The 24891-nt window shown below is 72.0% G+C and carries 20 protein-coding genes; 9 read left to right on the forward strand and 11 right to left on the reverse strand.

Annotated features, from left to right (window positions below):
- Positions 1–154: 154 nt before the first annotated feature.
- Together HGK34_RS00005 and HGK34_RS00010 are read right to left on the reverse strand one after the other, a co-directional pair.
- Complete coding sequence (locus HGK34_RS00005; protein ID WP_201844520.1) at positions 155–1318, reverse strand: glutamate--cysteine ligase; 1164 nt, start codon at positions 1316–1318, stop codon at positions 155–157.
- Positions 1315–2607, reverse strand: a complete 1293-nt coding sequence (locus HGK34_RS00010; RefSeq protein WP_201844521.1) for a class I SAM-dependent methyltransferase — start codon at positions 2605–2607, stop codon at positions 1315–1317. Before HGK34_RS00010 ends, HGK34_RS00005 begins: the two co-directional genes overlap by 4 nt.
- Positions 2608–2936: 329 nt before the next feature.
- Here HGK34_RS00010 and groES point away from each other — a divergent pair, with 329 nt between their 5' ends.
- Positions 2937–3233, forward strand: coding sequence for a co-chaperone GroES (gene groES / locus HGK34_RS00015; RefSeq protein WP_201844522.1), 297 nt, complete (start codon positions 2937–2939; stop codon positions 3231–3233).
- A gap of 269 nt (positions 3234–3502) precedes the next feature.
- Here the strand turns inward: groES and HGK34_RS00020 are convergent, their stop codons facing one another.
- A complete protein-coding gene (locus HGK34_RS00020; protein WP_201844523.1) occupies positions 3503–3790 on the reverse strand; it encodes a WhiB family transcriptional regulator in 288 nt (95 codons plus the stop codon).
- A 200-nt stretch (positions 3791–3990) separates the two neighbouring features.
- Here HGK34_RS00020 and HGK34_RS00025 point away from each other — a divergent pair, with 200 nt between their 5' ends.
- Positions 3991–5178: a MerR family transcriptional regulator gene (locus HGK34_RS00025; RefSeq protein ID WP_244666273.1), complete on the forward strand. Its 1188-nt coding sequence runs from the start codon at positions 3991–3993 to the stop codon at positions 5176–5178.
- A 164-nt stretch (positions 5179–5342) separates the two neighbouring features.
- A complete protein-coding gene (gene guaB, locus HGK34_RS00030; protein ID WP_201844525.1) occupies positions 5343–6860 on the forward strand; it encodes an IMP dehydrogenase in 1518 nt (505 codons plus the stop codon).
- Between the two features lie 60 nt (positions 6861–6920).
- Here guaB and HGK34_RS00035 read toward each other — a convergent pair whose 3' ends face one another.
- Both HGK34_RS00035 and HGK34_RS00040 read right to left on the reverse strand, forming a co-directional pair.
- Complete coding sequence (locus HGK34_RS00035) at positions 6921–7364, reverse strand: GNAT family acetyltransferase (RefSeq protein ID WP_201844526.1); 444 nt, start codon at positions 7362–7364, stop codon at positions 6921–6923.
- 27 nt (positions 7365–7391) lie between these two features.
- On the reverse strand, positions 7392–8114 hold the full coding sequence (locus HGK34_RS00040) for an exonuclease domain-containing protein (RefSeq protein WP_201844527.1): 723 nt from the start codon (positions 8112–8114) through the stop codon (positions 7392–7394).
- 268 nt (positions 8115–8382) lie between these two features.
- Between HGK34_RS00040 and HGK34_RS00045 the strand changes: the two genes are divergently transcribed.
- The 4 genes from HGK34_RS00045 (at position 8383) to HGK34_RS00060 (ending at position 13562) form a co-directional block, all read left to right on the forward strand.
- On the forward strand, positions 8383–9507 hold the full coding sequence (locus tag HGK34_RS00045; protein WP_201844528.1) for a GuaB3 family IMP dehydrogenase-related protein: 1125 nt from the start codon (positions 8383–8385) through the stop codon (positions 9505–9507).
- 222 nt (positions 9508–9729) lie between these two features.
- Positions 9730–10542, forward strand: a complete 813-nt coding sequence (locus HGK34_RS00050) for an ArsR/SmtB family transcription factor (protein ID WP_201844529.1) — start codon at positions 9730–9732, stop codon at positions 10540–10542.
- Positions 10539–11819, forward strand: a complete 1281-nt coding sequence (locus HGK34_RS00055) for an MFS transporter (protein ID WP_201844530.1) — start codon at positions 10539–10541, stop codon at positions 11817–11819. The genes HGK34_RS00050 and HGK34_RS00055 overlap by 4 nt, the downstream gene beginning before the upstream one ends.
- Before the next feature lie 120 nt (positions 11820–11939).
- On the forward strand, positions 11940–13562 hold the full coding sequence (locus HGK34_RS00060) for a succinic semialdehyde dehydrogenase (RefSeq protein ID WP_201844531.1): 1623 nt from the start codon (positions 11940–11942) through the stop codon (positions 13560–13562).
- Between the two features lie 266 nt (positions 13563–13828).
- On the opposite strand, the gene HGK34_RS00065 is transcribed toward HGK34_RS00060, so the two are convergent.
- Positions 13829–14740: a DUF4031 domain-containing protein gene (locus HGK34_RS00065; RefSeq protein WP_201844532.1), complete on the reverse strand. Its 912-nt coding sequence runs from the start codon at positions 14738–14740 to the stop codon at positions 13829–13831.
- A gap of 50 nt (positions 14741–14790) precedes the next feature.
- Here HGK34_RS00065 and HGK34_RS00070 point away from each other — a divergent pair, with 50 nt between their 5' ends.
- Positions 14791–15432: a SanA/YdcF family protein gene (locus HGK34_RS00070; protein WP_307815583.1), complete on the forward strand. Its 642-nt coding sequence runs from the start codon at positions 14791–14793 to the stop codon at positions 15430–15432.
- 457 nt (positions 15433–15889) lie between these two features.
- Here the strand turns inward: HGK34_RS00070 and HGK34_RS00075 are convergent, their stop codons facing one another.
- From HGK34_RS00075 to HGK34_RS00085, 3 genes are all read right to left on the reverse strand, one after another.
- Positions 15890–17149 (reverse strand): acetate/propionate family kinase, encoded by a 1260-nt coding sequence (locus tag HGK34_RS00075; protein ID WP_201844533.1) that lies wholly within the window; start codon positions 17147–17149, stop codon positions 15890–15892.
- 166 nt (positions 17150–17315) lie between these two features.
- Positions 17316–19427 (reverse strand): phosphate acetyltransferase, encoded by a 2112-nt coding sequence (gene pta, locus HGK34_RS00080; protein WP_201844534.1) that lies wholly within the window; start codon positions 19425–19427, stop codon positions 17316–17318.
- 177 nt (positions 19428–19604) lie between these two features.
- Entirely contained in the window at positions 19605–22013 is a 2409-nt protein-coding gene (locus HGK34_RS00085; RefSeq protein ID WP_201844890.1) for a phosphoketolase family protein, read from the reverse strand.
- Positions 22014–22392: 379 nt separating this feature from the next.
- Between HGK34_RS00085 and HGK34_RS00090 the strand changes: the two genes are divergently transcribed.
- The gene (locus tag HGK34_RS00090) at positions 22393–23250 is read left to right on the forward strand and encodes an SURF1 family protein (protein WP_307815584.1); all 858 of its coding nucleotides are present in this window, start codon (positions 22393–22395) and stop codon (positions 23248–23250) included.
- Between the two features lie 10 nt (positions 23251–23260).
- Here HGK34_RS00090 and HGK34_RS00095 read toward each other — a convergent pair whose 3' ends face one another.
- Positions 23261–24547, reverse strand: coding sequence for a glycosyltransferase family 4 protein (locus HGK34_RS00095; RefSeq protein ID WP_201844535.1), 1287 nt, complete (start codon positions 24545–24547; stop codon positions 23261–23263).
- 24 nt (positions 24548–24571) lie between these two features.
- Positions 24572–24865, reverse strand: coding sequence for a hypothetical protein (locus tag HGK34_RS00100; RefSeq protein ID WP_201844536.1), 294 nt, complete (start codon positions 24863–24865; stop codon positions 24572–24574).
- Positions 24866–24891: the final 26 nt, after the last annotated feature.

Here is a 24891-nt window from a genome sequence, read left to right on the forward strand (position 1 = left end):
AGATGTGTATAAGAGACAGCCCTCCCTCCTTCCTTCCTTCCTTCCTTCCTTCCCTCCCTCCGGCGACCTTCCTCGGCGACGAGAACGACAAGAACGTTGTTACCCGGATCGGTAACAACGTTCTTGTCGTTCTCGGCCCGTTCGCGGGAAGGGGTCAGCGGTGGGTCGGGTGGTGGGGGAGGGGGCGGCCCGCCCTCATCTCGGCCAGCATGGCGCGGACTACCGCCTCCAGGTCCCCGTCCGCCGCCTCGGCGACGGCACGCTGGCGCTGGTACGAGGACCCGTCGCGGACGATGTCCGCGACGGCGGCGAGCTGCTGCGGGCAGCCAAGCCGCTCCGCCGTCGGCTCCAGCTCGACCAGGACCTTCTCGACCGCGTCGGCGACCGGGAGCTGATCGCCCTCGGCCGAGGTGATGACCGTCGCGTCCATCCCGTACCGCGCCGCCCGCCACTTGTTCTCCTTGACGAACCACAGCGGGAGCGTCGGCAGTTCCCTGCCGTGGTCCAGCTCGGTGGACAGGTGCTCCACCAGGCAGTGGGTCAGCGCGGCCAGGGCGAGGGCCTCGGTGACGTTGGTGGGCCCGTCGCAGACGCGGACCTCGATCGTCCCGTACGCCGGCGACGGACGGACGTCCCAGTGGATCTCGTTGAACTCCGTGGCCACGCCCACCCGGCGCATGTCCTCCGTGTACGCCTCCACCTCGTGCCACCGGGTGAACGGGTGCGGCAGCCCTGCCGTCGGGATCTGCTGGAACAGCATGGCGCGGGTCGAGGCGTAGCCCGTGGCGACCCCGCCCCAGTACGGGGACGACGCCGACAGCGCCTGCAGATGCGGCGCGTAGGTGAGCATGCCCTGGACGAGCGCGAGCACCTTGTCGCGGTCCTCGACCCCGACGTGCACGTGCAGTCCCCAGGTCACGAGCTGCCGGACGAACACCTGGATGCGGTCCACCAGCCGCGAGTAGCGTTCCTTGTCGGTGACGAGCTGGTCCTCCCAGCGCGCGAGCGGATGCATGGCGCCCCCGATCACGGCGGCACCGTGCCTGCCCGCAGAGTCGGCCACACGGCCGAGGAGGTCGGTGATCTCGGCGCCCGCCGCGCCGACGTCCCCGCACACTCCCGTGGCGATCTCCACCGTGTTCCGCAACAGCTCGGGTTTGATGCGCGGGTCGGACCCCTGCGGCGACAGCTCCTCGATCACCTGCGGCGCCACCTGTGACAGCGCGCCGGAACCCGCGTCGACCAGCCCGACCTCCCATTCGAGACCGATGCTGGAACGCCGCGACGTGCCGAACAGCAACGGAGAGGGGCTGGTCATGCTCCACCCCGGAGCGGTTCGACCAGCAGGACCGTCTGGGCACCGGCGACTCGCGTGAGCACGATCGTGGCCTCCTCGGTCCCGCTCAGGACGAGCTGCTTGCGCAACTGTTCGGGCACGACGGCGGTACCCCGCTTCTTGATCGTGAGCCGTCCCACGTTCCGCTCCCGCAGGTAGGCCTTGAGGCGCTTGAGCCCGAACGGGAGCGTGTCCAGCACCCGATAGCCGGTGGCGATGGGCGCGGCACCGGTGGTGTCCGCGGGTAGTGCGAGGCCGTGCTCCCCGGGTAGGGGAGCGAGGTCGTCGGTGGTGACGTAGGCGATCGTCGGGTCCAGGAGCCGTCCGCCGAGCTCGGCGGCGGCGTGCGCCACGAGTCCCGCGCGGATCACGGCGCCGTCGGGCTCGTAGAGGTACTGGCCGACGGGGCCCGTGGCCGCCTCGAGTGCCTCACCGCCGGGGTGGTCCGAGGCGCGCAGCGCGCGCGTGCGGGTGTGCTCCTTGCCGTCGCCGTCGACGGTGGTGCGCACCACGAGTGCGCTGCGGCCGGGACCGCCCGGTGCGAGCGTTCCGAACCACAGGCCGGCCTCGACGACGTCGCCGTCGACGGAGACCCACTGCACCTCGGCATCGTGCGGGAGGCCTTCGTGGGGGATGCCGGGCCCCACCTTGATCCCGAGGGCGGGGACGCTCCGGCGTAGTGCGAACACGCTGTCCAAGGGTGGTTCGTAGCTGCTCGGGTCGAAGATCCGGCGGCTCCCGCGCGGTCCGCGCGTGCGGCGCGCGGGGTCGGCGAAGACGCCGTCGACGTGTTCCGCGCGCAGGTCGAGTCCGAGCCCGTCGGTGTGACGTGCCTCCGCCTCGGGAAACTGCCGCAGGTTCCAGGCCGCGATCCGGGCCGTGACCTCGTCGATGTCGGTGGCCAGCACACGGAGGCCGGCCCCTGCGAACGCCATGGCATCAGCGCCGATGCCGCTGGTGAGGTCCGCGACGTGGGTGACTCCCGCCTTCGTGAAGCGATCGGCGTGCAGCGACGCCACGCGCAGGCGCGTGGCCTGCTCGAGGCCGTCCGCCGTGAACAGCATCTGCTCGGCGAGCTCGCCGAACTTGGTCCGCGCCTTGCCGCGCAGGCGGGACTGGGTCAGAGCGGCCGCCGCGAGATCGGGGGCGACACCTTGCTCACGAAGCTTCGTGGAGGTGCGCATGGCGGAACGCTCGTCATAGGGAGGGAGGGCACCAAGCAGCGCCCGACCATCAGGGCTGAGAAGTTTGCTCAGAATCGCCGCATCCATGGGCAGATCTTTCCACGTTTGCCCTGCTCGTGGCGAGAGTCTGGATCACATTTTTCTCAATTGCGCAATATTCGCTGCTTCTTCACGGGGCGCCATGCAAGGGGATTTCCCGCCCCCGCCTCCGCGGTTCTAGCACTCGCCTTGACCGAGTGCTAGCCCCGACCTAGATTTGGGGTTGTCATCGCCGCACGGCCCGCGGGTCGGCGCGGCGATGTCGCGAGATGTTCCGTGCCCGCCGGCACCCGCGACGACGGCGGCCCGCCGAACGCTCGAGCAAACCCGTCAACGTAGCTGATCTTTGATCTGCTCGCAGAAAGAGGAGGTCCGACGTGTCGGTCCCCATCAAGCCGCTCGAGGACAGGATCGTCGTCAAGGCCCTCGAGGCTGAGACCACGACCGCATCCGGCCTGGTCATCCCGGACACCGCCAAGGAGAAGCCCCAGGAGGGCGAGGTTCTGGCCGTGGGTCCGGGCCGTGTCAACGACAACGGCAACCGCGTGCCGGTGGACGTCGCCGTGGGCGACAAGGTCCTGTACTCCAAGTACGGCGGCACCGAGGTGAAGTACGCGGGTGAGGACTTCCTGGTCCTCTCCTCGCGCGACATCCTCGCCGTGGTCGCGGGCTGAGTCAGTCCCGCACCTGACGTGAAGGGCCCCGCACCTGTGTGCGGGGCCCTTCACGTCGAGGGTCCGCGCCGGCGCTCACACGGCGTGCTCGCGGACCCTCTCACCCCCTGGTGATCGGCCGTGAAGTGCCCGGCCGTGGGCGAGACGGGCGCCTGGGGTGGAACACCGCGGCGACCGTCGTGCCCTGAGCGCGTGAACCGATGGTGTCGGACCCGGGATTCACCATCCACGTGCTCCCGCAAGCCTGTGCGCCTCTACGGCGAAGCGCGTCAGGCCGACTGCGTCTTGCCCGCGAGGATGGCGGACCGCTCGTCCTCGCTCAGACCTCCCCACACTCCGTAAGGCTCGCGCACGCGGAGCGACTGCTCGCGGCACTGCATCATCACCGGGCACGACCGGCAGATGGCCTTGGCTGCTTCGGCTCGACGTCGACGTGTGGACCCGCGCTCGCCCTCCGGGTGGAAGAACAGCGTGTCGTCCGCGTCGCGGCATGCCCCCTGGTACTGCCACTCCCACAGCTCCATGACCGGGCCGGGGAGTCTCGAGATCTCCGTCATGGCGAACAACCTACAAGTTGTGCAGAAGTTGTTCAAGAGGCGTTTATGCGCCAGCGCTAACGATTCGCTTCGTGGCGAACCGCGCCATGCCTGGCGAGGTTTAGTCAGGATCGCCCTGAAACATGCGGAGATAAGCGGCACACCGGGCGGATCGGTGGCGAACGTTTGCGCGGCTCGGCAGAATCAGATGTATGACATCGATGCGGCCTGCCCAGAGTCAGGGCGGGCCCCGCCCGTCGAGCCCCGGGCTTGCTGTCGCAGCCGTGGCCAAGCGCCTCGGGGTCGCTCCCGCGACTCTGCGTACCTGGGACCGTCGCTACGGGCTGGGCCCGTCAGGGCGCACGGCTGGCTCACATCGGCGCTACACACCTGACGATGTCGCGAGACTGCTGGTCATGCGGCGGCTCACCTTGGAGGGGCATGCGCCGGGCGACGCCGCCCGGGCCGCCATCGAGGCGAGCGACGAAGAGCTGGCCACCGTCCGGTCCGACGAGTCCACGGAACTCTCCGAGGGCGGCGGCGACAGCGAGAGCGCCGGTGGCGAAGAAGGCCTGGGCCTCCGGCCCGGGGCGGCCGGGATGGCGGAAGGCTCCTCGACGGCGGGCAGGGGGGCCGTGGCGGGCGTCCCGGAGCACTCCGAGCACGAGGGGTCGCGCCGGGGCCACCTACGTGCTCTGCCCGGCGGGGGCGGGGCGCAACCCGATGCCGGACGGCCGCGCCCGGTGCGCGGCGCGGCGTGGTCGGGCAGAGTGTCTGCCCTGGTGGACGCCGCGATCAAGTACAGCCGCACGGCATGCGACGCCCTCCTGCGTCTCAGCACGGAGGACGACCCGTCCGAGTGGTGGACGGAACTCGTCGAGCCGGCCTTCGACCAGGTCGCCGTACGGACCGTGCTCGCCGGGCCGGGCGAGGTGCCGGAGATGGTGCTTGCCGCGGCGGCACTCTCGAGCCTTCGCGACTACACCGAGGAGTACGAGCGGGAGCTGGTCGAGGCCGGCGGGCCGCCCGCGAACCACCCGAGCCGCATGCGCAAGATCGTGCTGGTCTTCGCGGCCCCGGACGAGCTGGTGCCGCTTCCCGCACACGCCCTGGCCGCGTCGCTCGCGGCGAAGGGCACGATGGCGCGGATCGTCACAGGCCCGGCGAGCACCCACCGATCCGTGGAGCTGGTGACGATGGTGCGCCCGGCCGCCGTCGTGCTGGCGACCACGCAGACCCGTCCGGCGCTCGACGTCGTGCACGCGGTGCACGAGGCGTACCCCGATCTGCCGATCCTGGTCGGGATGCGGGCCGACGCCGCGGCCGGAGACGTCCCCTTCGGCCCCACCGTCCAGCGGGTTCGTTCGTTCAACGGCCTGCTCCACGAGGTCCTGGCGGTCCTCCGCTGATGCCTCGTGAACCGCGCGACGGCCGTGCCGCACGCCGCGTTCCCCGGCATGCGGCGCTCGGCGTGCGGCGCTCGGCGTGGCCGACGCGGCAGGGTGACGGAGGCGACGCCTCGCGGACCACGGTCCGCGGAATATCGCGGGGGCTCGCACCGTAGACTCGTGACATGGAGCCCACTGCACCCCAAGCGCACGACCCCTTCGGTTTCCTCGGCCTCACGTACGACGACGTGTTGCTGCTTCCCGGCCACTCCGACCTGGCCCCGTCGGAGATCGACACGACTTCTCGCCTGACCAGGGAGATCTCCATCCGGGTGCCGCTGGTGTCCGCGGCGATGGACACCGTCACCGAGTCGCGGATGGCGATCGCGATGGCTCGTCAGGGCGGCATCGGGGTGCTGCACCGCAACCTGTCCATCGAGGACCAGGCGCTCCAGGTGGACATGGTCAAGCGGACGCAGACCGGCATCATCTCCAACCCGGTGACGATCGGCCCGGACGCGACCCTCGAGGAGCTCGACCAGCTCGCGGGCGAGTACCGGATCTCGGGATTCCCCGTCGTGGACACGGACAGCCGGCTGATCGGCATCGTCACCAACCGCGACCTGCGGTTCACCCCGGTCGCCGAGTGGGGGACCACCAAGGTGAACGAGGTCATGACGTCGCGGAACCTGGTCACCGGACCGGAGGGGATCAGCCGGGACGACGCCACGGCCCTGCTGCGGCAGAACAAGGTCGAACGGCTCCCGCTGGTCGACGGTGACGGGCGGCTCACCGGCCTCATCACCGTCAAGGACTTCGTGAAGTCGGAGCAGTTCCCCCACGCCTCCAAGGACGGGCAGGGCCGCCTGCTGGTCGGGGCGGCGATCGGGTACTTCGGCGACGCGTGGACCCGCGCCACCACGCTGATCGAGGCGGGCGTCGACGTGCTCGTCGCGGACACGGCGCACGGGAACGTCCGGATGCTGCTGGACATGGTCAAGCGGCTCAAGACCGACCCGGCGACGAAGGGCGTGCAGGTGATCGGCGGCAACGTGGCCACGCGCGAGGGCGCGCAGTCGTTCGTCGAGGCGGGGGCCGACGCGATCAAGGTGGGTGTCGGGCCCGGCTCGATCTGCACCACGCGGGTCGTCACCGGCGTGGGCGTGCCCCAGGTGACCGCGGTGTACGAGGCGTCGCTGGCCGCGCGTGCGGCGGGCGTGCCGGTCATCGCCGACGGCGGGATGCGGCACTCCGGCGAGATCGGCAAGGCCATCGTGGCCGGTGCCGAGGCCGTGATGCTCGGTTCGATGCTGGCCGGGACCGAGGAGGCTCCGGGGCAGACGATCCTGGTGGGCGGCAAGCAGTTCAAGTCCTACCGGGGCATGGGGTCGATGGGCGCGATGTCGTCCCGGGGGAAGAAGTCCTACTCCAAGGACCGGTATTTCCAGGCCGAGGTGACCAGCGACGACATGATCGTCCCCGAGGGGATCGAGGGGCGGGTTCCGTACAAGGGCACCCTCGCCACCGTGGCGCACCAGCTCGTCGGCGGGCTGCACCAGACGATGTTCTACACCGGGGCCCGGACCGTGCCGGAGCTCCAGGCGAAGGGGCGGTTCGTTCGGATCACGTCCGCGTCGCTGCAGGAGAGCCACCCGCACGACGTGCAGATGACGGTCGAGGCGCCGAACTACACCGGCCGCTGAGGCGTCACGGCGGGCGCCGGGGCGTGGGCCTCACACGGCCGCGGCGCCGGCCGGTACGCGTCAGAACCAGCGTCCCAGGACCACGGTCTCCTGGTCGCCGTAGCCGAGCTTCTCGTAGAAGTCGACGACGGCGGAGTTCGTGGAGCGGACCATGAGCTGGACCTTCCGCGCGCCGACGGCACGAAGCCAGTCCTCGCCGGCGCGCACGGCGGCCCGGCCCAGGCCGGTGCCCTGGCGATCAGGCGCGACCGCGACGTAGTACAACCACCCGCGGTGGCCGTCGAGCCCCGCCATCACCGAGGCGACGACGCGTTCGTGCCCCGGTACGCCGTGCTCGCGGAAGACCAGGACCGTCGACGTGGGGCCGCCTCGGGCGTCGGTGATGTCGACGTGCGGGTCGTTCCACGGACGGGTCAGGCCGCAGGAGTGCCACAGCTCGACGACGCCCTCGACGTCGTCGTCCGTGATCTCGGTGAAGTCGGCGGCCACATCGGTCTGCTTCATGCAGGGGATCGTACGGGGCCGCCGCGCTCATCCCGCTGCCTGGACCGGCCACGCGCGGGATGCGCCCGGGCCCTCCATGCCTTGCTCCGCGCGCCAGGAGTTGAATCCGTCGGCCCAGGCCGCATGGGCGCCGGCCTGCGACTGGTGCAGGTCGATCAGATGCGTCTCGTCGAGTTCGGGGTAGCGGGCGACCAGGGCCGCCAGGAGGTCGAGCGTGGCGAGGACGTCCACCTCGGCGGTGTGCAGATCGCCGTCCGACGTGATGCCGTACACCTGCGACAGGTCGCCGAGGCGGCGCTTGCCGGCCCGGTACCGGTCCTTCCACCGGTCGATGACGAGCGGGTCGATGACCGGGCCCACGGAGTGGCCCAGCCGCTGCGGCAGCGTGGGCAGTCCGTGCCGGACGAGCTCGTGGTCCAGCAGGGACAGGTCGAACGCCGCGTTGTACGCGACGACGGGCACCCCCTGGGCCAGGTGCGTGGTGAGTTCCGCGGCGATCTCCTCCAGGGCCTCCGCGGGAGGACGGCCGTGCTCGCGCGCGTGCTCGGTGGTGATGCCGTGGATGGCACTTGCCTCCTCGGGGATCTCCACGCCGGGGTCGACGAGCCACGTCCGCACGTCCGTGCCCACCCCGGGCACGCGATGCACGAGGGCGGCGGTGACGACGCGGTCACCGGTCACGTCGACGCCGGTGGTCTCCGTGTCGAAGCCGAGCAGCGGCCGGCGGATCCAGCCAGGTCCGATGTCCATGGTGCGCTCCCTCCACTCGTGCTGTCCCAGGTCCACCACGAACCATGCCACTGGTGACTGACAGCGGCGCAGAACGACGCGCACGTGCCCGCCACGGGGCATGGAGCACGCGGTGTCCCGGACGCGGCGGGAGCCGATCGGGACTCGCGCGTGACCTGCGTGGATCAGAACCGGATAAGTGTGGCATATCGCACCGTGCCGCCGGGTCGCCGTGCCGCATGACGGTCGCGAACCACCTCGTTCCGGCCGCGTTGGTTAGGCTGCCGGGGTGAGCAACGAGACCGAGATCGGACGCGGCAAGCGCGGGCGGCGCGCGTTCTCCTTCGACGACATCGCCGTGGTGCCCTCCCGCCGTACGCGTGACCCGGAGGACGTGTCCGTCGGCTGGCAGATCGACGCGTACCACTTCGACCTGCCCATCATGGCCGCACCGATGGACTCGGTGATGAGCCCGGCCTCGGCGGTCGCGCTCGGCGAGCACGGCGGGCTCGGCGTACTCGACCTCGAGGGGCTCTGGACCCGGTACGAGAAGCCCGAGGCGCTGCTGGAGGAGATCGCGCAGCTGCCCCCGGAGCGCGCCACCGCGCGCATGCAGGAGATCTACGCCGAGCCGATCAAGCCGGACCTGATCACGGAGCGGCTGCAGGAGGTCCGCCGTGCGGGCGTGACCGTCGCGGGAGCGCTGTCGCCGCAGCGGACGCAGGAGTTCTACAAGACGGTCGTCGATGCCGGCGTCGACCTGTTCGTCATCCGCGGCACCACGGTCTCGGCGGAGCACGTCTCGGGCAACGCGGAGCCGCTGAACCTCAAGCGGTTCATCTACGAGCTGGACGTCCCCGTCGTCGTCGGCGGTGCCTCGACGTACACCGCCGCCCTGCACCTCATGCGCACCGGCGCGGCCGGCGTGCTCGTCGGGTTCGGCGGCGGCGCCGCCCACACCACCCGCGTGTCGCTCGGCATCCACGCCCCCATGGCCACGGCCGTGGCGGACGTCGCCGCGGCGCGCCGCGACTACCTGGACGAGTCCGGCGGCCGGTACGTGCACGTCATCGCCGACGGCGGCGTGGGGCACTCCGGCGACATCGTCAAGGCGGTCGCCTGCGGGGCCGACGCCGTGATGCTGGGCGCGGCGCTCGCCCGTTCCAGCGACGCCCCGGGGCGGGGATGGCACTGGGGGCCCGAGGCGCACCACGCTCAGTTGCCGCGCGGCGAGCGGGTCGAGGTCGGGACGGTGGGCACCCTGCGGGAGATCCTCTTCGGCCCGGGGCGTCAGGCGGACGGCACGCTGAACCTCGTCGGGGCGCTGCGCCGTGCGATGGCCACCACCGGCTACAGCGACCTCAAGGAGTTCCAGCGGGTCGAGGTCGTGGTCTCGCCCTACCAGCCGCGCTGAGGCCGCCGGTCGTCGAGCCGGAGGCAGGGCTGTCGAGCCCATGGCGGTGCCGTCGAGCCCGTGGCGGTGCCGTCGAGCGCGAGGCACAGGAAAGGGGCGCACCCCGGGGTGCGCCCCTTTCGTCATGTCCGCGGGCGGCCGCGCAACTCGACGCAACAAGGTGTGCACAGAAACTGTGCACAACTATTGTGCACAGAAGGTGTGCACAGTTATTGTGCACGCATGACCGACGCAGACCCGTCCGCCGACGCCGCTGATCCCGCGCCCGCCGGACTCACCCACATCCACCTGACCACCGAGTCCGTCAAGGTGCTGGCGCATCCGCTCCGCTCCCGGATGCTGTCCATCCTGCGCAGGAACGGGCCCGCCACCGCGACGGACCTGGCCGCCCGTCTGCGCTCCAACACCGGCGCGACCAGCTATCACCTGCGTCGTCTGGAGTCCGTCGGCCTGGTGGAGGACACCGGTGAGGGTGCGGGCAAGCGGCGCCTGTGGCGCGCCTCGACCCAGAGTCATGGCTGGACCCGGTCGGAGCTGGCCGGTGACGATGACGCCGCCTCGGCGATCGGCTGGCTGGAGCGCGACTACCACCGGCTGTTCGACGCCGAGTACGCCCACTGGCTCGACGTCGCCGACGCCTGGCCCGGCGAGTGGCAGGACGTGGCGGTGATGGGCGACGCCGGGGTCGTGGTCACACCCGAGCGGCTTGCCCGGCTGAACCAGGAGATCGAGGACGTCGTGCGCCGCTACCTCGACATCGACGCGGGTGATCCGCGCGCGCGACGCATCCACGTCTGGAAGTTCGCCTATCCGATGGAGGCAGACGAGGTTCCCGGACTCGACGACGGCTCCGACGGCAACGGCTCCGATCCCGACCGTGCTGCTCCCGACCGTGCTGCTGCCGACAGTGCTGCTGCCGACGCTCCCGGTGGGGACGGAACCCGCCCCGACGCGGGCGGTGGCGTGAACCCGGGTGGCGCGAACCCGGGTGATGGCGCGAACCCGGGCGGCGAGCACCGTGGGGGCCGGGCATGAGCCCCGCCGCGGCTCGCAACGTGCTGCTCACGCTCGGGGTCACCCGCTGGTTCCCGGTCGGGCTCGTCGTGGGCGTGACCACTCTCCTGCCGATCGAGCGCGGGCTCACCGTGGCCGAAACCCTGACCACCGCCGCGCTGGCCGGGTTCGTCGTCTTCGCCCTTGAGCTTCCCACCAGCGGTTTCGCCGACGCCTTCGGCCGCCGGCCCGTCCTGCTGACCGCGGCGGTGACCCAGATCGGCGCGGCGATCCTGTTCGTGGGGGCGCAGACGTTCTGGGGATTCCTCGTCGCCTCCGCCGCGTTCGGGGTGTTCCGCGCCCTCGACTCGGGGCCCCTGGAGGCCTGGTACGTGGACACCGTGCACCGCACCGAGCCCGGCGCCGACGTCGGCCGCACGCTCTCCGCCGCGGGGACCGTGCTGGGTGTCTCGATCGCTGCCGGAGCGCTCGTCGGGGGTGGGCTGATCTGGTGGCACCCGGTCGTGGCGTGGAACGCCCTGACGCTTCCGTACGTGGCGTACGCCGTGCTGGCCTGCGTGCACCTCGCGGCGGTCGCGGTCCTCATGAAGGAACCGCGGTCCGCGCAAACCGTCCCATCTCGTCGCGCGGCAGGGGTGCGGGCGTCGTTCGCCGTCGTCGCGGACGGGGTCCGGACGGCTCCCGGCGTCGTCCGCGACGGCCTGCGGCTGCTGGCCACCAACCGCGTGCTGCTCGGTCTCGTCATGGTCGAGGTCTTCTGGTCCTTCGCCATGATCGTGTTCGAGACGTTCCAGCCGATCCGGCTTGCCGAGCTGCTCGGCAGCGAAGAGGCCGCCGGTGCGGTGAACGGTCCGGTGACGGCCGTGGGCTGGGCGGTCTTCGCGGGTGGGTCCGCGCTCGCGGGCCTTGCCGCGGGCCGGATGGGCGTGGCGCGTACGGCCGTCGTCTCGCGGGTGCTCAACGGGGCCGGGGCCGTGGTGATGGGTCTCGTGGCGGGCCCGGCCGCGCTCGTCGTCGCCTACCTGGTCACCTACGGCCTGCACGGCAGTGCCGGGCCGATGCACGCCGCCCTGCTGCACCGCGAGGCCGAGGCGCGCAACCGTGCCACCGTGCTGTCGATGAACTCGATGGTCGCGTTCGGCGCCTTCTCGCTCGGCGCGCTGCTGCTCGGGCGGCTGGCGGACGCCACGTCCACCCAGACGGCCATGGTGGTCGCCGGTGCGGTGAGTGTGCTGGGGGCGCTCTGCTACCTGCCGGCGCTGCGACGGGAGGAGCGGGTCGAGGTCACGGCGAGCTGAAAACATCTTCCCCTGATCTGCAACGTCAAGGCATGCAGGTGCTTGTGGGTGAATTTCTGGCGGGAATTTTCATCCCATCACCCCTGTGTGCTGGGTCGTTTTACGCGTATGGTGTCCCGCATGATCGACGAGACACCGGGTGACGCTGCTGTCGGATTCGTCTTCGACCCCGAGAGCCCCGAGTCCACGTACGTGCTCGAACCGGAGCTCGTCGCGCCGCTCGTGGCTCGGGTGGCCTCGTCGCAGGGCGCCGGGACGCACCGGTCGACCTGCCCGTTCACCGGGGCCCCGCTCGCCGCGGTCCCGGTGTCGTCGCCGGCCGACGTCGTCGCCGCCGTCGAGCGCGGACGGGTCGCCCAGCGCTCCTGGGCGCGGACCGGGCTGTCCGAGCGGAGCCAGGTGCTCGACAACCTCGCTCGAATCGTTCTGGTCCGCCAGTCCGAGATCCTCGACCTGATCCAGCTCGAGACGGGAAAGGCCCGCCGATCCGCGTTCGAAGAGGTCGGCGACGTCGCGCAGGTCGCCCGCCACTACGCGGTGAAGTCGCGGCGCTACCTGGCCACGAGCCGGCCGGCGGGCATGATCCCCCTCGTCACGGGCGTGCGCGTGCAGCGTCGTCCGGTCGGTGTGGTCGGGGCGATCGCTCCCTGGAACTACCCGCTCACCCTCGTGCTCTCGGAGGCGCTGCCCGCGCTCGTGGCGGGCAACGCCGTCGTCGTCAAGCCGGATCCGCAGACCACCCTGACCGCCCTGTGGGCGGCCGGGGTGCTGGAGGAGGCCGGTCTGCCCGCCGGCCTGTTCCAGGTCGTGGCGGGCGGGCGCGAGATCGGGGAGGCGCTGGTCGATCGCGTGGACCACGTCGCGTTCACCGGTTCCACGGCTGCCGGGCGCAAGGTCGCCGCCCGCGCCGGAGAGCGGCTCGTCGGAGCCACCCTGGAGCTCGGCGGCAAGAACGCGATCTACATCGCCGACGACGTCGACGTCGCCACGGCGCTGCCCGGCGTCGTGCGCGCCTGCTTCGCGAGCACCGGCCAGCTGTGCCTGTCCGCCGAGCGGATCGTCGTGCACGAGGCCGTGGCCGACGAGTTCGTCGCCAAGCTCGTGCGTGACGTGCGCAATCTTCGGCTCGGTGCGGGCCTCGACTACTCGGCCGATGTCGGCTCGCTCACCTCCGAGGTCCAGCTGGCCAAGGTCACTGATCACGTCGACGACGCCCTGGCGCGCGGCGCCGTCGTCCTCGCGGGCGGCGTGCACCGCTCTGATCTCGGCCCCTACTTCTACGCGCCGACCGTGCTCGACAGCGTGCCGCCGGACGCGCGCGTCGCGCGGGAGGAGACGTTCGGTCCCGTCGTCTCGGTGACCCGCGTGCGGTCGGACGACGAGGCCGTCGCCGTGATGAACGACTCCGAGTACGGCCTGCACATGTCCGTCTGGTCCGGCGACACCTCGCGTGCCCGCAAGGTCGCGGACCAGCTCGAGGCAGGCTCCGTGTCGATCAACGACGGATACATGCTGACCTGGGGATCCGTCGGCGCACCGACCGGCGGCTGGAAGGCGTCCGGACTGGGTCGCCGGCACGGCGCGTCGTCGGTCGAGGCGATGACCCAGACCCGGACCGTCGTGACGGCGCGGGGCGCGGGGCGTGGCATCGGCATCGAGTCCGTGTTCGCGCTCGATGGCGCGGCACCCAGCAGGATCCTCAGCGCCGCACTGGAGGGCATGCGCAAGCTCAGGATTCCCTGACGCCGCGGCGGGGTGAGGTTCCCCGGGCAGTGGTCCCCGCGTTCGTGCTGCGCCACCGGACTGCCGTCACCGTTGTCGCGGCCACCGGGCCGCTCCCGTACGCACTGATGCGGCTTCCCTGGCCGGCGCCGTGGCCGGCCCTGACCATGGACGACATCGACGCTCGTGGTCGGCGTGGAGCCCGTCCGCACCCACGTCTCCCCGGTGTTGTCGGAACTGGGCGCCCGGGACCGCACGCAGGCGGTGGTCCGGGCCACCAGGCCGGCCTAACGGTTGAGCGTGGTGAGTTCCGCGGCAAGATTCGCCGTGGCCCGGGCCTGCCAGCGGGCGCGGCCCCAGGGTGTGCGGAAGAGAGCGTTGCCGGCGAGCAGGGACGTCAGGACCTGGGCGCGGCCGCGGCGGAACAGGTCGTCGGGAACATGGGCGTACTCGGCGCGGACCTGGTGGGTGTAGCGCGTGTAGTCGGCGGGCTCGCCGCCGAGCACCGCCAGGTCCGCGTCGCTGACCAGGCAGCCGGCCAGGTCGTCCGGGTCGGGGGCGTGCGCGGCGGTCACCACCACCAGGCGGGCGATCTCCTCCGCGTCCTCGTCCGAGGCGCCGAGCAGCTCGTGGACCAGCGCGGCCGAGGCCTCCTCGTCGGCCGGGGTGGCGCCGTCGTGCACGGCGTCGTGGAACCACAGGGCGACCCGCGACCGCCACGCGATCGGCCGGGGAACCGGCTCACCCGCCGAGTCGGCGTCGGACAGCAGGAGGTCCAGGGCGTCGAGGGCGAAGGCCAGGTGAAGCGCGGTGTGATAAGTGCGGTGCGGCTCGCGCCACCGGGCGTCCAGTGCCATGCCGGCGGCGTGCCAGTCGCCGGACGATGCCGGGCACAGACGGTCCCAGCGGGCGAGCAGCGGCTCGTGCTTGCTCCCGGCGCGTTCCGATCCCCGGACACGGAGCCCGGAGGCGACCAGCCGGCGGGCCAGCTCACCTCCCTCGACCGGGACCGCGCCGGCGGCGACCAGATCGTCGTGGCGGTACTCGGCGACGTCGTAGTGGTCGAGATCGAAGGCCCGGTCCGGGACCCCGGCCGCCCGGGCGAAGGAACGCAGTTCGACGAGGGAGGTGTCGGACACCAGGTGGGAGAACACGGTCCCGTGCGCCGGCCACGCGGGCGGGTCGATGAGGATGGTCACGTAGGGAGCCTACGCAGGAACGGGGCCCCGGGAGCAGGTAGGTTGCCCTCGTGGCCCTTCCTGCCGACCCTCGCCTGAGACGCATGCGCCGGGTGTTCGACGTCTTCGCGATCGCGGTCGGCGTCGTCACCCTGCCCGTCGCCCTTCCCGTCTTCTGGGTCCAGGCCATGGGCCAGTCGCGCGTGGTTCCCAGCAGCGACGTGCCGGAGGTGGACGCGATCGTCGTGCTGGGCGCGGGCTTGCGGGCGGACGGGTCGCCCTCGACCTACCTCCGCCGGCGCGTCGAGGCGGGAGCCGCGCTCTACCGGTCCGGTCGAGCCGACCAGGTCATCCTCTCCGGTGACGCGCACACCCTCCCGGGCGGGGCGCTGTACGACGAGCCCGGTTCGATGCGCGCCTACGCCCTCACCCTCGGCGTCCCCGACGACGCGCTCGTCCTCGACCGTCAAGGGTTCGACACGGACGCCACGTGCCGCCGCGTCCACGACGAGTACGGCGTGCGTACCGCCGTCGTCGTCACCCAGGACTTCCACCTCCGTAGGACGCTGTTCACCTGTGGATATGCCGGGCTCGACGCCGTCGGGGTCGGCGTGAGCAGCAAGAGCGTCACGCCCGTCAAGGCGCTGCTCGCGTGGAAGCTCCGCGAGATCCCCGCCAGCTGGAAGGCAGCCGCCGAGTCACTGCTGCGCTGAGAGCGTCCGGCCTGGTCGGGGCGTGCCTGGTCGGGGCGTCCTTGGTCGGGGCGTCGCTGGTCGGGGCGTCGCGGTGTGGCCAATTGGGTACCTGTGAGGTAGGGCGGTGCCTGGCTGGTCGGGAGGGCCACGGGCTGCTGGTCGGTCGGTTCGCGCGTGGTCGGTCAGTTTCCGCGTGGTCGGTCGTTCTCCGCATGGTCGGTCAAGTGATTGCACGACCTCACGGCGAATGACCGACCACGCGGAAGCTGACCGACCTCACGGAACCGACCACGCGGAAGCTGACCGACCTCACGGAACCGACCACGCGGAGAAGGACCGACCGCGCGGAAACTGACCGACCTCACGGAAACTGACCGACCATGGGTGCCGGCCGGCGTCCCGAGCATGGGTGGCCACCCGGGGCGCCGCCCAGGTCGGCCGGACGGCGTCCCGGCCGCCGGTGGCCGGACCTGGCTCAGCCGGTCAGGGCGATCGTCTGTCGGGCGATCGCCAGCTCCTCGTTGGTGGGGACCACCATGACCAGCGCAGGTGCGGCGGCCCCGGGCCGGGGACGGGCGGTGTCCGCCGTGTCGGCCGCGTCCGGGCCGGGTGAGATGACCCGCGCCTCACGGGACCGGGCCGCGTTGCGGGCCGGGTCCACCGCGAGGCCGAGGAAGCCCAGCCCGTCCACCGCCCCCGCGCGGACCACCGCCGCGTTCTCCCCCACGCCCGCAGTGAAGGTCAGCACGTCGATCCCGCCGAGCACCGCCGCGTAGGCACCCACGTACTTGCGCAGCCGGTGCAGGTACACGTCCAGTGCCAGCCGGGCGGCGTCGTCCCCCGCTGCGACGAGCCGCGTGAGCTCGCGCATGTCGTTGACCCCGCCGAGCCCCAGCAGGCCGGACCGCTTGTTCAGCAGCGTGTCGACGTCGTCCACGGTCAGTCCGCCGGAGCGCAGCAGATGGAACACGATCCCGGGGTCGACGTCGCCGGACCGGGTCCCCATCACCAGGCCCTCGAGCGGGGTCAGGCCCATGGAGGTCTCCACGGCGCGCCCGCCGAGCACCGCCGACGCGGAGGCGCCGTTGCCCAGGTGCAGTACCACCTGCCGCAGGGTCCGAGGGTCCCGCCCCTCGGCGGCCAGCTTCGCCGTCACCGCCGGATGGATCGCGACCGCCGACGACACGAACTGGTGGGACGTCCCGTGGAAGCCGTACCGCCGCACCCCGTGCTCGGCAGCAGTCTTCGCGTCGATCGCGTAGGTCGCGGCAGCGGGCGGCAGGTCCGCGAAGAACGCGGTGTCGAACACCGCGACGTGCGGCACGTCGAGCAGCTCGCGCGCCACCTCGATCCCGGTCACGTTGGCCGGGTTGTGCAGGGGCGCGAGGGGGATGAGGGCGCGGACGGCGGCCACGACGTCGTCGTCCACCACGACGGGCGCCGAGAACGACGTCCCGCCGTGCACCACGCGGTGCCCCACGGCGACGATGCCCGCCTCCCTCAGCGACGGCCCGGCCTCCTCGAAGAGTTCGAGGACCAGCCGCAGCGCGGTTCCGTGGTCCGCCACCGGTCGCTCGCGGACCACCTCCTGGCCACGTGTCTCGTGGCGGACCCGGCCGGTGTCCTCGCCGATACGTTCGACGATGCCTCCGGCGAGTGCCGTTCCGGAGCCCGGATCGACGAGCTGGTACTTGAGCGACGACGAGCCGGAGTTCAGCACGAGGACGGTGGGCATGCGGGGAGTCTCCTGGATCGGGTCGGCCGGGGTAGTCGGCTCGGGGCGCTCAGGCCCGGAGGTTCGGGGCGGTCGGGAGGCCGTGGGGCCCGCGCCGTGACCAGCGGCATCGCCCGTGTCGCCGCCGGGCGGTGAAGCGGTGCGAGCCGGCCTGCGCGGGGCACGGTCATCCGGCGGGTGTGGTCTGGGCCTGGATGGCGGTGATCGCGACCGTGTTCACGATGTCCTGGACGAGCGCACCGCGTGAGAGGTCGTTGACGGGCTTGTTCAGGCCCTGCAACACGGGGCCGACGGCGATCGCGCCCGCCGAGCGCTGCACGGCCTTGTACGTGTTGTTGCCGGTGTTGAGGTCCGGGAAGATGAAGACGGTGGCACGGCCGGCGACGTCGGATCCGGGCAGCTTGGACGCGGCGACCGAGGCGTCGACGGCGGCGTCGTACTGGATCGGGCCCTCGACGACGAGGTCGGGTGCGCGGCGCCGGACCTCCTCGGTGGCGGCACGCACCTTGTCGACGTCGGCCCCGGTGCCGGACGTGCCGGTGGAGTAGGAGAGCATCGCGATCCGCGGCTCGACGCCGAACTGCGCGGCGGTGGCGGCCGAGGAGACGGCGATGTCGGCGAGCTCGTCCGACGTCGGGTCCGGGATGACGGCGCAGTCCCCGTACACGAGGACACGGTCGGTGAGGCACATGAGGAACACGGACGACACCGACGAGGTGTCCGGGCGGGTCTTGATGATCTCGAACGACGGCCGGATCGTGTGAGCGGTGGAGTGCGCGGCGCCGGAGACCATGCCGTCGGCGAGGCCGAGGTGCACCATCATCGTGCCGAAGTAGGACACGTCCGTCACGATCTCGCGGGCGCGCTCGGCGGTCATGCCCTTGTGGGCGCGCAGGCGCTTGTACTCCTGCGCGAACCGCTCCACGAGCTCGGCGCTCTCCGGTGTCCCGCCCGACGGCGTCAGGACGCGGGCGGCGTCCAGGTTCAGGCCGAGTTCGGCGGCGCGGGCCCGGATCGCCGTCTCGTCGCCGAGGATCGTCAGGTCCGCGATCTCCCGCGCCAGCACGGTGGAGGCGGCCCGCAGGATGCGGTCGTCGTCGCCCTCGGGCAGGACGACGTGCCGCCGCTGGGCCCGGGCCCGCTCGATGAGCTGGTGCTCGAACATGAGCGGCGTGACGACGCTCGGCCGGGGCAGGTCGAGCCGGGCGGCGAGCTGGTCCCCGTCGACGCACCGCTCGAACAGGGCGCGGGCGACGTCGATCTTGCGCTGCGACCTGCGGGTGACGCGGCCGCGGACCTGCGACGCGTTCCGGGTGGCGTGGTAGGTGTCCAGACCGGTGCGGATGATCGGGACGCGGGGGTTCAGGGCCTCCAGCAGCTCGCGGGCCCGGCCCTGGGGGAAGAAGCCACCGTTGAGCACGATCCCGGCGAGCGACGGGAACGACGGCGCGGCGTGGGCGGCCAGCAGGCCGATGACGACGTCGTTGCGGTCGCCCGGGGTGATGACGACCGCGCCGTCCGACAGGTGGGAGAGGAGGTGTTCGAGGCTCATCGCCCCGACGAGGACCTCCAGCGCCTCGCGCCCGAGCAGCTCGGGGTCGCCGAGGGCCAGCTCGCCGTCGACGGCCTCCACGAGCTGGCCCACGGTGGGCGCGGAGAGGAACGGCTCCTCGGGGATGGTCCACACGGGCAGGTCCGGGTGGGCCGCCGAGACCGCCTTGCGCACGTCGACGGCGTTCAGCGTGTCGCACCGGTTCACCACCAGCCCGACCGCGTGAGCGTAGTAGGCGCCGAGCTCGGCGAGCGCGGCGTCGGTCAGCGTGACCACCTCGTCGGGGGTACGTTCGCGGCCCGAGGTCACCAGAAGCACGGGCGCGCCGAGGTTCGCGGCGATCTTCGCGTTGAAGGCGAGCTCGTTCACGCCCGCGACATCGGTGTAGTCGGTGCCGAGGACCACGACGGCGTCACACTGCTCGGCCATGGCGTGGAACCGCGACACGATCCGCGTCATGGCCTCGTCGGGGTCGAGATGCAGGTCGGCGTAGGTGACCCCGACGGCGTTCTCGTACGGGACGTCGACGCCGTCGTGCTCGAGCAGCATCTCGAGCACGTAGTCCCGTTCCGGTTCGGGCTCACCCGTGACCCGGGACACCGGGCGGTAGACCCCGACGCGCTGCCCCTGGCGCACCAGCAGGTCGAGGACGCCCAGCGCCACCGTGGACTTTCCGCTCTCACCTTCCGGTGACGCGATGACGATACTGCGGGTCGCGCCGGTCACGTGCTGCTCCTCTGGGACTGATACGGAGACGACTGTCTCGGACCATCTGGCTCCAACCTAGCGGCAGACGACGGCGCGACCGGCGCGCGGTGGTGTGACATCGACGGGACCGGGTGTCAGCTTCGTGTGCCCTTCGACGCCTCGTCCTGACCGGCACGCCCGCTCGTCAGGGCACGCCTACTCGTTGTCGCCTCCCGTGTCGGCCGTGGCCGAGACCTGGGCCGCCGCCTCCCCGGCACCCGGCCAGACCCAGTCCCGGACCTCCGGGATGTCCTCGCCGTGCTCGCGGGTCCAGGCGCGGGCCCGCAGCCGGGCGTCCTGCATGCGCTGGCGCAGGCCAGCCTGCGAGGCCCCGAGCGACGGCACCCGGTCGATGACGTCGATCACCAGGTGGTACCGGTCCAGGTCGTTGAGCATGACCATGTCGAAGGGCGTCGTCGTGGTGCCCTCCTCCTTGTAGCCGCGCACGTGGAGGTTGGCGTGGCCGGTGCGGCGATAGGTGAGACGGTGGATCAGCCACGGGTAGCCGTGGTAGGCGAAGATGATCGGCCGGTCGCTCGTGAACAGGCCGTCGAACTCGGAGTGGGTCAGGCCGTGCGGGTGCTCGGCCGAGTCCTGCAGCCGCATCAGGTCCACCACGTTGATCACCCGCACCTTCAGGTGGGGCAGCTCGCGGCGCAGGATGTCGGCCGCGGCCAGCACCTCCAGGGTGGGGACGTCGCCCGCCGCCGCCAGGACGACGTCCGGCTGCGTGCCCGGCACCTCCGTCCCCGCCCACTCCCAGATCCCGAGGCCGCGCGTGCAGTGCTCGACGGCCTGCTCCATCGACAGCCAGTTCGGTGCGGGCTGCTTGCCCGCCACCACGACGTTCACGTACTGGCGGCCGCGCAGGCAGTGGTCGTAGGTGGACAGCAGCGTGTTCGCGTCCGGCGGCAGGTAGACGCGGACGATCTCCGCCTTCTTGTTCACCACGTGATCGATGAACCCGGGATCCTGGTGGCTGAACCCGTTGTGGTCCTGCCGCCACACGTGGCTGGAGAGCAGGTAGTTCAAGGAGGCGATGGGACGCCGCCACGGGATGTCGTCGGTCACCTTCAGCCACTTGGCGTGCTGGTTGAACATCGAGTCGACGATGTGGATGAACGCCTCGTAGCTGGTGAACAGGCCGTGGCGCCCGGTCAGCAGGTAGCCCTCCAGCCAGCCCTGGCACTGGTGCTCGCTGAGCATCTCCATCACGCGCCCCACCCGCACCAGGTGCTCGTCCACCTCGGGGCCGTAGTACTCGGCGTTCCACTGCTTGCCCGTGACGTCGTACACGGCCTGCAGCCGGTTCGACGCCGTCTCGTCCGGCCCGAAGATCCGGAAGTTGTCCGGGTTGCGCCGGATCACCTCCGTGAGCCACGTCCCGAGGACCCGCGGCGCCTCGGACGTCGAACCGCCCGGCGCGGGCACGTCCACCGCGAAGTCGCGGAAGTCCGGCAGTCGCAGGTCTCGCAGCAGCAGCCCGCCGTTCGCGTACGGGGTGGCGCTCATGCGCAGCTCGCCGGCGGGTGCCAGGCCCGTGATCTCCGGCCGCACCGCGCCGTCGTCGTCGAACAGCTCCTCCGGCCGGTAGGACTGCAGCCAGCGCTCCAGCACGTGCAGGTGGTCGTCCGTGTCCCGGGCGCTCGCGAGCGGGACCTGGTGGGCCCGCCAGGAGCCGGTGGTCTTCTTCCCGTCGATCTCGGCCGGGCCGGTCCAGCCCTTCGGGGTGCGGAACACGATCATCGGCCAGGCGGGACGGGTGTCGTCGCCGGCGGCGGCCCGCGCCTTGATCGCGGCGATGTCGTCCAGGACCTCGTCCAGCAGCTCGGCGAACCGGCGGTGCGTGACCAGCGGCGACTCGTCCGAGCCGTCCGGCACCTCGAAGAAGTACGGCTTGTGGCCGTACCCGGTCAGCAGTGCGCCCAGCTCGTCCTGGGCGATGCGGGCCAGGACCGTCGGGTTCGCGATCTTGTACCCGTTCAGGTGCAGGATCGGCAGGACCACGCCGTCGCTGACCGGATTGACGAACTTGTTCGAGTGCCAGGAGGTGGCCAGCGGGCCGGTCTCGGCCTCACCGTCGCCCACCACGGCCGCCACCAGCAGGTCGGGGTTGTCGAAGACGGCGCCGTACGCGTGGCTCAGGGCGTAGCCCAGCTCGCCGCCCTCGTGGATGGATCCGGGCGTCTCCGGCGCGACGTGGCTCGGAATGCCGCCGGGAAAGCTGAACTGCCGGAACAGTCGCTTCACACCCTCGGCGTCCTGGGTGATGTCGGAGTACGTCTCCGAGTAGGTGCCGTCCAGGTATGCCGACGCGACCAGACCCGGGCCACCGTGCCCCGGGCCCGTGACGTACAGCGTGGGCTGGCTGCGGGCCTTGATCGCACGGTTCAGGTGCGCGTAGAGGAAGGTGAGGCCGGGTGTGGTGCCCCAGTGGCCGAGCAGGCGGGGCTTGACGTGGTCGCGGTCGAGCGGCTCGCGCAGCAGAGGGTTGTCCAGGAGGTAGATCTGCCCCACCGAGAGGTAGTTCGCCGCGCGCCACCAGGCGTGCAGGCGGGCGAGCATCTCGTCGTCGGGGCGGGTGAGGCCGGTCGCGGTCCACGGCGTCGCTCCGGGCACGGGACAGGTGTGCGGGAGCACGGCGTCCCCGGGCGGGGCGGAGTCCGGGGGAGACGGCGGGGTGGTCTCGGGGGACGTCGTAGCCGGGACGGTCGTCATCACACGCTCCTTGGTGCCGCGGGAGGTCCGCATCTCAGGGGTGCGGCCGGATGGCCGTGACCTCATTCGACCGTACGACGTTCGTGCTCGCCAGGGGTGAACGACGGACCTTCGGTACCCCGACGCCTCTTGACTTTCCGGAGGAAGCGCACATAAGAGCGAACTCTGGCCGGCCGTGCGGGAGGCGCGTGCCGGGGCTGCCGGGGGGTGCGGGTAGCGTGGGGGCGTGAGTTTCTGGGCCGTTGCGCGGCAGCCGCGCATGATCGCGCTGCTGCTGGTGTTCCTGCTGGCCGCGGGAGGCTGCGGCTGGCTGGGCAAGTGGCAGCTGGATCGGGCCTTCGAGCGGGCCGAGCTCGCGGCCGCCCAGGAGGCGCGGGAGCAGGCGGACGCCGCGCCGGCCAGGATCGGCGAGGTGCTTCAGCCGCAGGCGGCGTTCCCCGGTGAGCTGGTCGGCCGGCAGGTGGAGGTGACCGGGGAGTTCGAGCCCGGCGAACAGGTGCTGGTCGCCGGCCGTGTCGGGGACTCCGGCGAGGTGGGCTACCTGGTGCTGGCACCGCTGCGGGTGTCCGACGACGGCACCGGTGGCGACTCCTGGGCCGGACTGTCCGGGGCACCCGTGCTCGCCGTCGTCCGCGGGTGGGTTGCCGAACCGTCGGCGGCGGACGATCCGCCGTCGGGCAGCGTGACGGTGACGGGCTGGTTGCAGGTCGGAGAGGCGACGAGCGAGGCCGCCGCGGTCGAGGAGGCCGCGGCGAGGACCGGCGGCGACGGCCACTGGCCGGTCGTGCACGGCATCGCGCTCGGCTCCCTGGTGCAGGACTGGGGCGGGCCGATCTACTCGGCCTACGTGGTGGACTCCGACACCGGCACCGGCGGCGCGCTGGAACAGCTGCCCCGGCCCGTGATCGAGGGCGGCACGGGCGTCAACCTGCAGAACGCGTTCTACGCCCTGCAGTGGTGGGTGTTCGGCGGCTTCGCCGTGGCGCTGTGGGTGCGGCTCGTGCGCGACGAGATGGCCGGCGGCAGGCGCGGAGGCCGGGCGACGGACCCGGACACGGGCATCGCGGGGCTGCCCGCCTCCTGACACCGTCGTGTCAGCGCCCGCCGATCAGTTCCGCGGCCCGGGCATACACCTTCTCGGCCTCCACCAGGACGCCGGGCCAGTCGTAGGCCGCCAGGCGGCCGGCGTCGCCGGACCGCTCCAGCAGACCGGCCAGCAGGTCCCCGTCGGTGGCCAGCCGGACCAGCGCGCGGGTGAGGGCGGCGTCGTCGGGCACGACCAGACCGTCGATGCCGTCGGTCACGCGTTCGGCCACCCCTGACCCGGCACGGGTCAGCACCGGGAGGCCGGTGGCCTGCGCTTCCAGCGCGGCGATGCCGAACGCCTCGGCCACGGCGGGTGCGACGAACACGTCGGCGCCGGCGTGGAGCGCGCGCAGCCGGTCGGCGTCGAGGGCGCCGGGGAGCGAGACGACGCCGGACAGCCCGTGCTCGACGACGAACCGCCGGGCGCGGGGAAGCTCCGCACCGTCACCGGCCAGCGTGACACGGAGGCGTGCACCGCCGTCGGCCGGGGTCCCGGGACCGTCGGAGGTGCGCACGCGGGGCCGCCCGCTCGACAGTTCGGCGTGCGCCCGGGCGACCGCCGCCAGCAGCGGCAGCATCCGCTTGCGCGGCGCGAACCGCGCGGCCGAGACCACCTGGAGCTCGGCCGTCCGGGTGTCCCCAAGGGGCGTGTCACGCGGGCGCCGCCCGGCCTGCCACCGAGCCAGGTCCAGCCCGTTCGGCAGCACCGCCACCTCGCCGCGCGGGCCGACGATCCGGCGCAGCGGCGCGGCCGTCAGGTCGCTCACCGCCGACCACAGCACGGGCCAGCGCGACCATCCCGTGGCCACGTCGGCCGCGGCGAAGGCGCGCCAGGCGTGCCCCCACACGCTGTGCACCGTCAGGACGGTGGGCAGGCCGAGCCGGGTGACGGGCCGCAGCGCCGCCTGGACCGTGGGCGCGAGGACGCCCATGTGCAGATGGACGACGTCGGGCCGCGCTCCCTGCGCGGTCAGCATCCGCAGCCGCCGGACCACGTGCGCCGTCGACCGGGGGTGGATCGGCCAGCGGCCGGGGACGCGGGCGGCCACCCGGTGCACCGTCACCGCGGGGGCGGCGGAACGGGTACCGGACCCGCCGGTACCGGTGCCGGTACCCGGCGCCCCGAGCCGTTCGACCGCGGTGCTCACCCCGTGATCGCCCGGCGCGGCGGGCGTGGTGGTGATCACCTCGACCTGGTGCCCGGCCGCGGCCTGCCGTGCGGCGAGCCGCGCCACCTGCGCCTCGATCCCGCCCATCAGCGGCGCGAAGGTGTCGGAGACATGGACGATCCGCACGGCGCCTGCTCTCGGTGGCGTGGACTACTTGGCGAACGGGTAGAGCGCCTGGACGTCGAACTCGATCGGGAACGGGCGGTCCACCCTCAAGATCTCGCGGAAGACGCCCATCGGGACATAGGTGCTGGTGACGTCGTCAAGTTCGTAGACGTGGTGGTGACCGGCCTGCCCTCGCGCGTCTCGCTCTCGACCCGCCAGAAATTGCGGACGCCTGCTTCGGCGTACCCGTGCGGCGTGACCGTCCGGAAGGCTGTCCAGGTCCTCGGCGAGCCAACCCTCCTCACGAGGAGGGCGCATCCGGTCGGGGAGCTCGGCCATGGCACCACCGTAGCAACGCGCCCGGC

The organism is Myceligenerans indicum, from assembly GCF_016742955.1.
Lineage (GTDB): Bacteria > Actinomycetota > Actinomycetes > Actinomycetales > Cellulomonadaceae > Myceligenerans > Myceligenerans indicum.

What these genes read in the sequence shown, in the direction of transcription:
- HGK34_RS00005 (WP_201844520.1), bottom strand. Translation starts at nt 1,318, where the DNA reads ATGACCAGCCCCTCTCCGTTGCTGTTCGGCACGTCGCGGCGTTCCAGC.
- HGK34_RS00010 (WP_201844521.1), bottom strand. Translation starts at nt 2,607, where the DNA reads ATGGATGCGGCGATTCTGAGCAAACTTCTCAGCCCTGATGGTCGGGCG.
- HGK34_RS00020 (WP_201844523.1), bottom strand. Translation starts at nt 3,790, where the DNA reads ATGACGGAGATCTCGAGACTCCCCGGCCCGGTCATGGAGCTGTGGGAG.
- HGK34_RS00025 (WP_244666273.1), top strand. Translation starts at nt 3,991, where the DNA reads ATGCGGCCTGCCCAGAGTCAGGGCGGGCCCCGCCCGTCGAGCCCCGGG.
- guaB (WP_201844525.1), top strand. Translation starts at nt 5,343, where the DNA reads ATGGAGCCCACTGCACCCCAAGCGCACGACCCCTTCGGTTTCCTCGGC.
- HGK34_RS00035 (WP_201844526.1), bottom strand. Translation starts at nt 7,364, where the DNA reads ATGAAGCAGACCGATGTGGCCGCCGACTTCACCGAGATCACGGACGAC.
- HGK34_RS00040 (WP_201844527.1), bottom strand. Translation starts at nt 8,114, where the DNA reads ATGGACATCGGACCTGGCTGGATCCGCCGGCCGCTGCTCGGCTTCGAC.
- HGK34_RS00050 (WP_201844529.1), top strand. Translation starts at nt 9,730, where the DNA reads ATGACCGACGCAGACCCGTCCGCCGACGCCGCTGATCCCGCGCCCGCC.
- HGK34_RS00055 (WP_201844530.1), top strand. Translation starts at nt 10,539, where the DNA reads ATGAGCCCCGCCGCGGCTCGCAACGTGCTGCTCACGCTCGGGGTCACC.
- HGK34_RS00060 (WP_201844531.1), top strand. Translation starts at nt 11,940, where the DNA reads ATGATCGACGAGACACCGGGTGACGCTGCTGTCGGATTCGTCTTCGAC.
- HGK34_RS00075 (WP_201844533.1), bottom strand. Translation starts at nt 17,149, where the DNA reads ATGCCCACCGTCCTCGTGCTGAACTCCGGCTCGTCGTCGCTCAAGTAC.
- HGK34_RS00085 (WP_201844890.1), bottom strand. Translation starts at nt 22,013, where the DNA reads ATGCTCGCCCGCCTGCACGCCTGGTGGCGCGCGGCGAACTACCTCTCG.
- HGK34_RS00100 (WP_201844536.1), bottom strand. Translation starts at nt 24,865, where the DNA reads ATGGCCGAGCTCCCCGACCGGATGCGCCCTCCTCGTGAGGAGGGTTGG.